The 10,553-nt window shown below is 57.6% G+C and carries 14 protein-coding genes and 1 riboswitch; of the genes, 3 read left to right on the forward strand and 11 right to left on the reverse strand.

The features are described from left to right. Nucleotides 1-47: 47 nt before the first annotated feature. The 3 genes from SY1_RS08270 to SY1_RS08280 form a co-directional block, all read right to left on the reverse strand. Nucleotides 48-1,340 carry a glycine/sarcosine/betaine reductase component B subunit gene (locus SY1_RS08270; protein WP_015556761.1) on the reverse strand — a complete coding sequence of 431 codons (1,293 nt, stop codon included), beginning with the start codon at nt 1,338-1,340 and terminating at the stop codon, nt 48-50. Nucleotides 1,341-1,503: 163 nt separating this feature from the next. Further along, entirely contained in the window at nt 1,504-1,836 is a 333-nt protein-coding gene (locus SY1_RS08275; protein WP_015556762.1) for a thioredoxin family protein, read from the reverse strand. Nucleotides 1,837-1,842: 6 nt separating this feature from the next. Next, entirely contained in the window at nt 1,843-2,289 is a 447-nt protein-coding gene (locus tag SY1_RS08280) for a GrdX family protein (RefSeq protein ID WP_015556763.1), read from the reverse strand. Between the two features lie 88 nt (nt 2,290-2,377). Next, a riboswitch (glycine riboswitch) is annotated at nt 2,378-2,477 on the reverse strand. A gap of 384 nt (nt 2,478-2,861) precedes the next feature. Between SY1_RS08280 and guaA the strand changes: the two genes are divergently transcribed. Then, entirely contained in the window at nt 2,862-4,388 is a 1,527-nt protein-coding gene (gene guaA / locus SY1_RS08285; protein ID WP_208873397.1) for a glutamine-hydrolyzing GMP synthase, read from the forward strand. A 161-nt stretch (nt 4,389-4,549) separates the two neighbouring features. Here the strand turns inward: guaA and SY1_RS08290 are convergent, their stop codons facing one another. From SY1_RS08290 to SY1_RS08305, 4 genes are all read right to left on the reverse strand, one after another. Further along, nucleotides 4,550-4,888 carry a hypothetical protein gene (locus tag SY1_RS08290; protein ID WP_208873399.1) on the reverse strand — a complete coding sequence of 113 codons (339 nt, stop codon included), beginning with the start codon at nt 4,886-4,888 and terminating at the stop codon, nt 4,550-4,552. A 4-nt stretch (nt 4,889-4,892) separates the two neighbouring features. Beyond that, nucleotides 4,893-5,597 carry a HepT-like ribonuclease domain-containing protein gene (locus tag SY1_RS08295; protein ID WP_015556764.1) on the reverse strand — a complete coding sequence of 235 codons (705 nt, stop codon included), beginning with the start codon at nt 5,595-5,597 and terminating at the stop codon, nt 4,893-4,895. Further along, nucleotides 5,584-5,949: a nucleotidyltransferase family protein gene (locus SY1_RS08300; protein WP_015556765.1), complete on the reverse strand. Its 366-nt coding sequence runs from the start codon at nt 5,947-5,949 to the stop codon at nt 5,584-5,586. Before SY1_RS08300 ends, SY1_RS08295 begins: the two co-directional genes overlap by 14 nt. A 73-nt stretch (nt 5,950-6,022) precedes the next feature. Continuing rightward, nucleotides 6,023-6,238 (reverse strand): hypothetical protein, encoded by a 216-nt coding sequence (locus SY1_RS08305; RefSeq protein WP_208873401.1) that lies wholly within the window; start codon nt 6,236-6,238, stop codon nt 6,023-6,025. A 276-nt stretch (nt 6,239-6,514) separates the two neighbouring features. On the opposite strand from SY1_RS08305, the gene SY1_RS08310 reads away from it, so the two are divergent. After that, entirely contained in the window at nt 6,515-6,802 is a 288-nt protein-coding gene (locus SY1_RS08310; protein WP_015556766.1) for a DUF6506 family protein, read from the forward strand. 159 nt (nt 6,803-6,961) lie between these two features. Here SY1_RS08310 and SY1_RS08315 read toward each other — a convergent pair whose 3' ends face one another. The 4 genes from SY1_RS08315 to acgA all read right to left on the reverse strand — a co-directional run bounded on the left by SY1_RS08315 (nt 6,962) and on the right by acgA (nt 9,944). Next, the gene (locus SY1_RS08315) at nt 6,962-7,918 is read right to left on the reverse strand and encodes an alcohol dehydrogenase catalytic domain-containing protein (protein ID WP_015556767.1); all 957 of its coding nucleotides are present in this window, start codon (nt 7,916-7,918) and stop codon (nt 6,962-6,964) included. 10 nt (nt 7,919-7,928) lie between these two features. Then, nucleotides 7,929-8,540: a 4Fe-4S binding protein gene (locus SY1_RS08320; protein ID WP_015556768.1), complete on the reverse strand. Its 612-nt coding sequence runs from the start codon at nt 8,538-8,540 to the stop codon at nt 7,929-7,931. Nucleotides 8,541-8,543: 3 nt separating this feature from the next. Beyond that, nucleotides 8,544-9,620 carry a radical SAM/SPASM domain protein, ACGX system gene (gene acgM, locus SY1_RS08325; RefSeq protein WP_015556769.1) on the reverse strand — a complete coding sequence of 359 codons (1,077 nt, stop codon included), beginning with the start codon at nt 9,618-9,620 and terminating at the stop codon, nt 8,544-8,546. A gap of 111 nt (nt 9,621-9,731) precedes the next feature. Then, nucleotides 9,732-9,944: an ACGX-repeat peptide gene (acgA, locus tag SY1_RS12820; protein ID WP_208873403.1), complete on the reverse strand. Its 213-nt coding sequence runs from the start codon at nt 9,942-9,944 to the stop codon at nt 9,732-9,734. Nucleotides 9,945-10,258: 314 nt separating this feature from the next. Here acgA and SY1_RS08335 point away from each other — a divergent pair. Further along, the coding region (locus SY1_RS08335; RefSeq protein ID WP_208873405.1) for a winged helix-turn-helix transcriptional regulator at nt 10,259-10,553 on the forward strand (295 nt) is incomplete at its 3' end.

A 10,553-nucleotide genomic window follows, 5' to 3' on the forward strand; every position in this document is an offset into this window, starting at 1 on the left:
AAAGTTCCTTAACTTAGGATTTTCCTGAAAAATCGGGCCGGGTCCGGCTACAGCGTGTAGGCGCCCAGCTTCGTGTAGCCCAGCTCGCTCGTGGCGCCCGTGATGGCCTGGAGCTCGACGGTGATCGTGCCGTCCTCGGCCAGGGAGCCCTGCCAGCCACCCGCGATGACGTTGGCCTCCTCGGCGTAGCCGATGACCTTCTGCATCGGGGGCAGAACGATGACCTCGTTGGCGTTGCCGGCGGTGACGCAGGCGTCGCCCTCGGGGCAGGAGTCCGCCAGGGACTGGCTCGCGCCGTCCTGTCCGGCGTACTCGTCCGTCATGAGCGTGGTCTTGATGCCCAGGCGCTCCGCCTTCCAGCAGTTCATCACCAGGTCGGCGTCCGGGTTGCCGAAGCCTTCCTCGCTGATGACCACGCCATCCAGACCCAGCATGGCGGCCAGCTTCGTGGCGTAGGTGCTGCTGCGGCGCTTGTCGGCCAGGGTGACGTTCTCGTTCGTGACGATGCAGGTCACGAAGTTGAAATCCCGCCCGTGGCGCTTCAGCATGTCCGCGATGATGGGGTTGTTCTGGTGGGAGTAGGTGCTGTTCTTGTCACAGGCGGAGACGCAGTTTCCGGAGGCGATGGCGCCGTCCATGACCTCGAGCGGGGAGAGGACCGTCGGCAGGATCTTCTTCACGTCCACGCCGTAGAGGTAGGTGTCGTGGAGCAGACCCTGGGTCTGGAGCATGTAGAGGTAGCCCACCTTCGGCAGGCCGGGATGGGCCCACATGGCCTCCTTGATGTTAGCCTGGTTGTAGATCTCCACCTTCTCCGCCTTGACGTCGGCACAGGCCTTCGCCAGATAGGCAGCGGCCTTGATCCCAGCCACGCGGCAGGCCTTCTCGTAGTCGTGCTTGTCCATCTCCGGGTCCGACGGCTCCAGGACCAGGACGACGTTGCACGTCTCGGAATAGGGCGTGTACTCCGCGCCGGGGCCCGTCATGTCGATGATGCCCTCCTGGAAGCGCACCAGCTTGCCGGCGGTGACGACGGCCGCGCCGGAGAGAACGAGCGTCTTGCCCTCGCCGACGGTCTCGACGTCGCCCAGAATGCCGGGGAACACCTGCCCCTTGCCCTCGATCTTCCAGCGGGGCTCAACGACGTCCTTCACCGGCATGATGCGGACGCTCTCGCCCGGCATCGCCAGATCGACGTCGAGGTTCTTCCCAAGGAGCGGGTCCTCGGCGATGAGGTCCAGCAACTCCTTCTTGTTCACGGTCAGAGTGCCGCCGGAGAAGCCGGTCTTGTCGCCGAACTTAAGCTGCTTGACAAAAAGCTTGTGAAGTTCCAGTCTCATAAAAAGTACTCCTCCTTTCCAGCTCCTGTCGTTCTCAGGAAAGCCGAGAACGCCTTTCGGGCGACCCCGCGCTTCCTGAAAACCGATACCATGGGTGAGGGCCGCGCCAGCCACGGACTCCGCCGTGCCGGCCTGGACGCCTCACCCGAACGCACGCTCCGGTTTAGAGCATCTTGTCGACCTCGGCCGTGATGCCCTCGATCGACGTGCCGTCGCCGCTGAGGCGGGCCACCTCCGCACCGCCCTTCCAGAAGAGGAAGGTGGGCTGAGCCATGACCTTCAGGCCGATGGCCACGCGGCGATTCTTGGAGGTATCCACCGAGCAGAACTTGACCTTGCCCTCATACTTCGGGTTGTCGGCCAACTCGTGGTACTTCGGCATCAACGCCATGCAGGGACCGCACTTGGGCCCCCAGAAGTCCACCACCACAGGGATGGGGCTCTCCTTGATTTCGGCCTCGTAGTTCTCCTTCGTCAGTTCAACAATTGCGCTCATCTTGATTCACCTCCTTCCGCTGGGTTCCCCGTGAAGCAAAAGGGACGCGGGGTGCAGCGCCGCCTCCCGGCGGAGCTGCCCGTACCGCTCCAGACTTTCCTTCATCAACTCGGAGTCGATGAAGGCATAATCCGCACGTCTGCCCTCATCTAGGGCCGAGGGGACGATCATCCGCTCCCGGCACGCCTCGTAGACGCCCACGGCCTTTTCGATCATGGAGAGGGACTCCAGGTCCACGAGGGCCCCCGGACGTTCTTCGAGCAGGATGGAGCGAAAGGGCTGATGGTAGGGACGCAGGTTGCCGCAGAGCGGGTGGGTGAGGAGGATGGACCCCAGGTGGATGGAGTTGCGAACGGCAACGAGCACGTCCAAAGAGGACCCGTCGACGAAGCGTCCGCACCGCACGCTTGCGCACAGATCCCTGTTGTTGGTGATGAGCACGGTCTTGTTCATTGCCGCCCTCCGGACCTCCCGTGTTCTGTCACCTGAGCACATTCAAAAAGAACGATGAGTGTGTGAGCTATGCTCGGTTCCAGACTCCCGTCCGGATGCGATTCTCTTTGCCTGAGAGTTTCAGCGTCACGTGGGCGCGTTGCCCCTTCGGCGTCCCGCCACGGCGGGATCTCTCTCGCATCCTTCATTCGGGAAGCTGCCACAGCTGAACCATATCAACTCAGCTCTATACTGGATTATAGCGGACTCGACGGAAACGTCAATATGGAAAAAAACTTAAACGGACACCCTCGCGGGCGGGGCTTCCCCCTGCGGTGGCCCGCCCCCGACGGAAAACGCCCCGTCTCGTCACGGGGCAGCCGGAACGCCTCCTGCGAAATATATTCTGCGTTGTATCGTGAAGTGCGAATCGGCAACAAGCAACCGTCAATTCATCTGCGGGCTGCCGGTTTCGATCGCGCTTCCCCCAGGAGGGGCGCTTGCGGTTATAATATTCCCAAGTTTTTGGGTGCGGGCGTTCGCCCGGAGGTCGGGCGGCGCGTCCTGGGGACAGGGGAGGGGGAGCGCAAAAGTTGGAGAATGTGGTCATCATTGATTGCGGCTCACAGTTTACGCAGTTGATCGCGCGGCGCGTGCGTGAGATGAACATCCACAGCGTCGTCCTGTCGTGGGACGCGCGGCGGGAGCGCGTAGCGGAGTTCAACCCGAAGGGGATCATCATATCGGGCGGGCCGGACAGCGTCAACGATCCGGACGCTATCGCCGTGGACCGGCGCGTGCTGGACATGGGGGCGCCGGTGCTGGGCATCTGCTACGGGATGCAGCTTCTGGCGAAGACCCTGGGAGGGGCGGTGGCCTCCGGCGAGCGGTCGGAGTACGGCGTGACGCGGGTGCGGCGCAGCGGCGACTCCCGCCTCCTGGAGGGGCTGCCCGAGGAGCTCGAGGTGTTGATGAGCCACGGCGACCGGGTGACCTCCCTGCCCGAAGGCTTTCGGGCCACGGCCTCCACGGAGGGAGGCGTCACGGCCGCCACGGAGGACCGGGCGGGGCACTTCTTTGGGCTGCAGTTTCACCCGGAGGTCGTACACACGGAGCACGGGCGCGACGTCCTGCGCCGGTTTCTGTTCGACATCTGCGGCTGCGCGGGGGACTGGCGGCTCGAGGACTGGGTGGAGGGCGCCGTGGCGGATATACGGCGCCAGGTCGGGGAGGGCCGCGTCGTGTGCGGGCTATCGGGGGGCGTGGACTCGAGCGTCGCCGCCGCCCTGGTGAACCGGGCCATCGGGTCGAGGCTGACCTGCATCTTCGTGGACCACGGCCTGATGCGGTTGAACGAGGCAAAGCACGTCGTGGCCTCCTACAGCGGCATGGGGCTCTCCGTGCGCCACGTGGACGCCTCCGCCCTGTTTCTGGATCGGCTGGCCGGCGTGACGGACCCGGAGAGGAAGCGCCGCATCATCGGGGGGCTCTTCATCGACGTGTTCGACGCGGAGGCGGCGAAGATCGGGGCGGTGGACTGGCTCCTTCAGGGGACGATCTACCCGGACGTCATTGAGAGCGGCCGCCGGAAGGGTGCGGTGCTCATCAAGTCCCATCACAACGTGGGGGGGCTGCCGGAGCACATGAAGTTGCGCCTCCTGGAGCCCCTGCGGGACCTCTTCAAGGACGAGGTGCGGGCCATAGGGCGCCTCATCGGCGTGCCGGAGGACATTGTGGACCGGCAGCCCTTTCCGGGGCCGGGGCTCGCCGTGCGCTGTCTGGGGGAGATCACGCGGGAGCGGCTGGATGCGCTGCGGGAGGCGGACGCCATCTTCCGGGAGGAGCTCAGGCGCGCGAAGCTCTACGACGGGATATGGCAGTCCTTCTGCGTGCTGCTTCCGGTGCGCACCGTGGGCGTGATGGGGGACAGCCGCACCTACAGCGAGGTGGTGGCGCTGCGCGCCGTCAACTCGCAGGACGCCATGACGGCCGACTGGGTGCGCATCCCTCCGGAGGTCCTGGACGTGACGGCCAGGCGCATCTGCAACGAGGTGCGCGGCGTGAACCGCGTCGTGTTGGACGTGACCTCCAAGCCGCCGGCGACGATCGAGTGGGAGTGACCGCAGAGGTCGAAGAATCCTTTAAACGCGGGGCTCTTCGAGCATTGAGAGCATCGAGTTGTTGGCTTAAATTGCAGCCCCTCGTCGAAACGATTGGGAAACGTCGTTCTTAACGCTAGCGCAGAGCCGTCTGACTTCGTTTGAAGCCGGGCGGCTTTTTTTTACTTATCTCGCTTCAGGCAGTGGACCTTGTGCGGCCAGGGTTTCTTCGTGTTGCTCTTGGGCGGAACGACCGGCTTCAGCCCACATTCTTCCGCAAAACGACGTGTCGCCATGCCGCTGCGGAAAAAGGCGTAGGTACCGGGTACGATGCCACGGGACAGAGCGAGATAGAAGACGAATGACACAAGAAAAGAACTGGGGTGGCTGTTTACCTCAAGGACGAGGAGGGGCATGAGGCCCCAAAGGGCAAAATATTGCACAGGCAGGAGCGGGGGGAGGAAGCCGATCAGGAAAGCGGCGGAGGTTAAAATTTTGTCCCTTTGCGACGCCAGCAGCAAGGCGTCACCTTCCCAGATCCTGCTGCCTGGCCTTTGCCTGTGTCTTGTCTGGGATGGGCTCAACGAACTCGATCCTGGCGTTGCTGTATCGTATTGCAAGGACGTCACCAACAGAGGGTTTCCTGTCGCCTGGAAAATCTCTGAGATCATGAAGGTAAACGGCGTGGGCGGAGGACCTCTGGATGGCGTGCGTGTCTGTGACTTTCAGAACCTCTCCCCTGTAGCAGTGGTCGCCTTTCGGGTTGGGACGGAATATCTGCCCATCTTCTCCAACCAGCTTCCGGGCTTCCGCCTCGACTACGGGGATAGCGTCATCTTGAGCTTGAGTCGCTGCGAGCTCCTTTTCACAAAATGCCGCCAGTTTGGGTATGTCGATAATTTCGATCTCCCGAACTGTCTTCTCCGATAATTTTCCATAATCATGGGCGATGATGTTACGCATTCCTCTGATATCAGACCATGAAACTTCATTTTTTGTACGCAAGACAAACTCTGGGCTCAACCTTTTCGCCAATTCGCCGATCTGCTGTATATTCATCACCACAGCATTGAAATGCAGCATATCAAAGATGTCACCTGCATTGAATCCTGAATTGACAATTCTGCTCCGTTCACCAGGTGACTGGGCGTCTGCAAGCTCACTATATCTAATGATCCAGCGACATTGCTCCATGATATCCTCCAGGAGAGCTTGGTCAGTTTTCAGCATACAGCAACACCCTCTCACGCAGGACGTTCTTTTTGAAGTTTACGTGGGACCGACTGAGATTTTTTAATCTGTCCTCTAAAGCGGATTCCTCAATCATATCTACATCGATATTTGGAATAGCCTTATTCAAGTCGTTATAGATACCCCCAATAGCGAACCCATTAACTGTCTCACCATCTAAACGAATCAACAGGTCAACATCAGAATCAGGTCGATGATCACCACGGGCTCGTGAACCGAAAATCCATACCGCCTTAATCCCATACTTCTTGGCAACAGGCTGAATCAATGCAGCAATATGCTCTTTTGTGAGTTGCCCTTGTTCAGATTCCAATGTTATAGACGGCAACATAAATCCGCCTCCTTGTGAACAGAATCAAGGTTATTATGTTTCGAAGGACGCCTGGACTGGGCTGCACTGCCGTTCAAGCTTCAAGCCATTCTTTTCCATAAGCTTTCACCGCATCATCAAGATTAAACCCAGCATCTCTCAACTCAATGCCCCAATCCGCTTTCAAAACTCTAGCCATGGGCGGAGACAAAGGAACCTGTTTCGTCAGCCTGGTTGCCAATTCCTCGTCACCAGCCCGCATTGCGGCAATGACCTGTTTCGTGATCTCCTTCCGGCGCTCATCGGACATCGTATAGAGACGAAGGAGGACTTAAAGTTCGACATGGTTTGCGCCTCCTGTAAGTGAGTCTTTCGGTCATTCTAACACATCTTTAAGCCCCCCTTCTGGGGTCTGATCTATATTAACTCTAACTCTTCCCCTGGTCCTATAGATGGGGACCACTATAACTGGTCACTTTTTATCCTCTTTTCATTTTGCGCAACTTATTGTACCTTATTATCAGAGTTCATCGAGTGGAAGCGGGCCTTGAAACGAGCTTCGTCTAAAGTCAGGAGGATGGATGCTATGCGGTTTGCGTTTTTGATCATGGGCGATGATTTCAATGTGGAGGCGGACAGGGCGTCGATTCACGATGGCGACGCTCAGATCGTCGGCGTTGCGAACCTGAAGGAAGCGAAGGAAGAAGCGCGCCGGCTGCAGCGTGAAGGGGTTGACTGTATAGAGCTCTGCGGCGCTTTTAAAGAAGATGGGGCGAGGGAGGTCATTGAAGCGACGGGAAACGAGCTCCCGGTCGGGTATATCGTCCATTTCCCGGAACAGGACGAGGTGTATCGCGCCGCGTTTTCCAAGTAGCGGCGTGCAGTTTTGCGGCGTCAGGTCATCTTGACCTGGGAACGGGGGATTTTATGGCTCAGGTGCCGTGGAATCCCCCGTCCGCTTTGAGGCCATCAGGGAGGTGGAGCGGACCGGCGCAAGTGTATCGACTCGTCCGAGCGCAACCTGCACTCTTGCTTAGAGCTTTACAACGATCTTGCCATTTACGCTTCCCTCATCCTGTGCGGCAACAGCGTCCTGTATGTCGTCGAAGCTGAACGCTTTTCCGTAAACGGGGACGAGATTTTTATCCTCAATAAAGCGGAAGATGTCGTCAACGACTTGCTGTGTGGGCCAGTTGCTGTGGAACCCGGTAAGGTACACGCCGTTTGGAACGTCCTTGATGGGATCAAATCCGTTGAGCGCGTACACGCCGCCGAGAACGCCGGTATTGCAGACAATGCCGCCCCTTTCCACGGCGGTCAGCGTATCTTTTACAGTTTTTGCACCGACAAGTTCAAGAGCTTTGCTGACTCCCTGAACGACGCCCGTGAGCTTCCCCTGGTCCAGGATCTGCTCGTCCGCGTCGAGGATCAGCTTTAACTTGTTTTCTCTATGGGTGGTGGCGATCACACGGCATCCCATCGCCTTTGCCATCTGTATCGCCGCATAGCCCAGCGCGCAGGTCGCCCCACGGATCAGGAGCGTGTCGTCGGGTTGCAGCTTGAGACATTCAAGGAGGCTGCCCCATGCGGTAAAATAGGTTTCCGGCACGGCCGCGAGCGTCGTCCAGTCGAAATCGCTTTCGATGGCAAAGACGTGCTGAACGGGCAAAAGAGCGTATTCAGCGTAACTGCCGTTGAAGCTGCGGCCCATGCCGCCCATCATGGCAACGACCTTTTGGCCTGTTGCAAGTCCGCTGTCGGAGGGGGCGGCAACCTCTCCCACGCACTCGATGCCGGGAACGATCGGCTTTTGAATGTACTCCGCGCGTATCTCGCTCAGGCGAAGTATCTGTTCCGAATGGTTCATGCCGAAAGCCCGGACCTTTATCAGGACCCAGCCGGGCCTCACCTCTGGAATTGGAACCTCCGACAGGCCGATATCCCCTGACTCCGTAACGCCGTTCAAGAGGACTGCTTTCATGGTTTTCATCCGGATCGCTTCAATACCTTTCTATCGCTTTCACGGGACAGTTTTCAGCGCAGTTACCGCATTGCAGGCAATGGCTTTCATCGATCGCAAAAGGGGTTCCTGAGCTGATGGCGTCCTGTGGACATACCGCCTGACAGGTGCCGCACCCGATACAGTTTTCCATGATGTGGTATCCCTTTTTTAGCGATTCGGCGTTTCCTACCACAAAATACTCCCGTGTGATCGGGCGGGTGGAGAGGCAAAAGTACTCTATCGTGTAGTCCTTCAGCAGGAAGATCGTGTCAATGTTCTTCGTCTCCCCGGGGTAGACGTTTTCGAGGTAGGGCTGTTCTTGATAAAGAACGTTCCGCCACTTGACCTGAGCCTCCTCCGGGACTTCTTCGGCTCTGCCGGAAAGTCGGATCATCTCTTTGTACTTCGTGTAGCTGAGTATCTGAACTCTTCCGTCGTTTTTCAGCTGCGAGGCAAAGTATTTCCCCCTGGCCGTCAGAAAGTACAGGCTCGTTCCCTCATAGTGAATAGCGCTGACGTTTCGCACCTGTGGAGCGCCGCTTTCGTCAACGGTGGCAAAATCAAGTACACCGACGTAGCCTAATTTTTTGATACAGGTTTCGATATCCATGATTTAACCTCTTTCCCCCTTTGACATTTCAGGCGTCAGCAACCCGTTTTCCACGCTGGCCCAGCACTGCGGATCGTCTCCGTAGAAATCGCCGTTCGTGCCCCTGGCGACTGCGGGACAACCACGGCAGAATTGCTTTAATTTACAACGAGAACATTTTGAAAAATCGTCATAATTTCTGAAGGCCTCCATGCCCGTTACCCAGACGTCAGCAAGTCGGTCCTCAAACACGCTGCCCACCTTGCTGTCCGCCACCCTGCGACAGGCGTAAATCTCTCCGGTGGGCAAAATCGTCAGATGACAGTTTCCACAGTTGCATCCACCGTAGATCATTCCATCGCAGGCATAGGACGGAATCTTGAATTTTCCTGTTTCGTACTCGTAAAGCGTCCAGAGGTGGTCTTTCTTGTTGAAATAAGTCTCGCAACCCTCCGTTTCGTGTTCCGTGAACTTTCGGTCGCAGATGGCAAGCAGCCTTCGATATTCCTGTGCTGTAATGCCTGCGTCGAGCTCACCTCCGGAGGGGACGTAACGGGAAAAGGCAAACACACTTGCCCTGGCTTTTACAACGGCATCGATGATGTCGGGGACCTCCGTATGATTTGCCTTGGGAACGGTGGTCATAACGACGCTGCGAATGCCGGCCTGGTTGATACAGCCTATTTTCTCCAATGTGCAGTCAAAGGACCCCCGCTTGCGGAACCAGTCATGAGTTTCCCTCAGACCATCCAGCGAGAGCTGATACTTCTGACAGCCTAAGGACTTCAACTCCCTGCATACCCGATCGGTCAGATGAAAGGGGTTCCCCATGATCGTAAAGGGGATGGCGTGCTTGTGAAACAGCTTTAAAAGCCGCCAGAAATCGGGATGTAAAATGGGATCGCCACCCGTAAGGTAAAAATACGGGAGCCTGTCGTGGACATCGCAGAAGTCAAGACAGTTATAGAACGTTTCCTGCAACTGCTTCCACGTCATGGAGTCGAGTTTTCGACGGGGATCGCCCGAAAAGATATAGCAATGCCTGCATCGCTGATCGCACTCGTCAGTAATATGCCATTGGAAAGAAAAATATTCTTTCATGTTCGTCCTTTGAGAGCAGTGTTTTGTCTGTATGAAAACGCATAAATTGAGCAATGAAAGATGTTCCCGGCAAGATATTCCCCGCCGGGAACGGTTCGAACTGGAGCGGGATTACTTCTTGTCCGCTGCGCCGCAGGCGGAACCGCAGGCAGTCGGCTTTTCTTCCGGCTTGTCTGCTGCCCCGCAGGCAGTCGGCTTGTCTGCTGCCCCACAGGCAGAGCCGCAGGCAGCCGGCTTTTTCTCCGGTTTGTCTGCTGCTCCACAGGCAGACGTTGAAGCTTCCTTATCCGTCTTTCCCCATCCGGACAGATCGGAAAGTGCCATCAGTATCTCCTCCTTCAAAATAGTCGGGATAGCCGGGGCGCTTTCTGCGCCTCGTTTGCATTGTATGAAACGGCGGGAGCTTTTACAAGTACTCACTTTTTTGTAACTGGCGAACCGTAGCGTCCGAGTTTTGATTCAAGGCAGCTTGGAAAGCGTTTATTTTGACCCGCGAGGCCTACCGGTGAACTTGGCCCGTTCGTTGTGTGGCCCCTCCTGCTGGAACTTCCGTGCACAAAAGCGTCCTTATTGACCTTTGCTGCGTGTTGCATTATGATTGAATGTAACATGAAAAAATGAAGCAATGGAGGTGTCCCATGAAAACAAAGGATGAACTGCCGGATTGTCCGGTTGCCACAACGGTACGGTTGATTGGGAGCAAGTGGAAGCTTTTGATTTTAAGGAATCTGTTGATGCGTTCGTGGCGTTTCAACGAGTTGCGTAAGGACCTGGACGGGCTCAGCCAGAAGGTGCTGACCGACAGCCTCCGCCAGATGGAAGCAGACGGAATCCTCACCAGGACGGTTTATCCCGAGGTGCCGCCAAGGGTTGAGTATGCCTTGTCAGAGCTTGGTGAGAGTATGCGTCCCGTCCTTACGGCAATGCACGAAT

The sequence above is a fragment of the Fretibacterium fastidiosum genome, assembly GCF_000210715.1.
GTDB lineage: Bacteria > Synergistota > Synergistia > Synergistales > Aminobacteriaceae > Fretibacterium > Fretibacterium fastidiosum.

Excerpts from the sequence above, each read along its gene's own strand:
- SY1_RS08310 (WP_015556766.1), top strand. The coding sequence starts at position 6,515 with ATGCGGTTTGCGTTTTTGATCATGGGCGATGATTTCAATGTGGAGGCG.
- SY1_RS08300 (WP_015556765.1), bottom strand. The coding sequence starts at position 5,949 with ATGTTGCCGTCTATAACATTGGAATCTGAACAAGGGCAACTCACAAAA.
- SY1_RS08320 (WP_015556768.1), bottom strand. The coding sequence starts at position 8,540 with ATGGATATCGAAACCTGTATCAAAAAATTAGGCTACGTCGGTGTACTT.
- SY1_RS08315 (WP_015556767.1), bottom strand. The coding sequence starts at position 7,918 with ATGAAAACCATGAAAGCAGTCCTCTTGAACGGCGTTACGGAGTCAGGG.
- acgA (WP_208873403.1), bottom strand. The coding sequence starts at position 9,944 with ATGGCACTTTCCGATCTGTCCGGATGGGGAAAGACGGATAAGGAAGCT.
- SY1_RS08280 (WP_015556763.1), bottom strand. The coding sequence starts at position 2,289 with ATGAACAAGACCGTGCTCATCACCAACAACAGGGATCTGTGCGCAAGC.
- acgM (WP_015556769.1), bottom strand. The coding sequence starts at position 9,620 with ATGAAAGAATATTTTTCTTTCCAATGGCATATTACTGACGAGTGCGAT.
- SY1_RS08270 (WP_015556761.1), bottom strand. The coding sequence starts at position 1,340 with ATGAGACTGGAACTTCACAAGCTTTTTGTCAAGCAGCTTAAGTTCGGC.
- SY1_RS08305 (WP_208873401.1), bottom strand. The coding sequence starts at position 6,238 with ATGTCCGATGAGCGCCGGAAGGAGATCACGAAACAGGTCATTGCCGCA.
- SY1_RS08275 (WP_015556762.1), bottom strand. The coding sequence starts at position 1,836 with ATGAGCGCAATTGTTGAACTGACGAAGGAGAACTACGAGGCCGAAATC.
- SY1_RS08295 (WP_015556764.1), bottom strand. The coding sequence starts at position 5,597 with ATGCTGAAAACTGACCAAGCTCTCCTGGAGGATATCATGGAGCAATGT.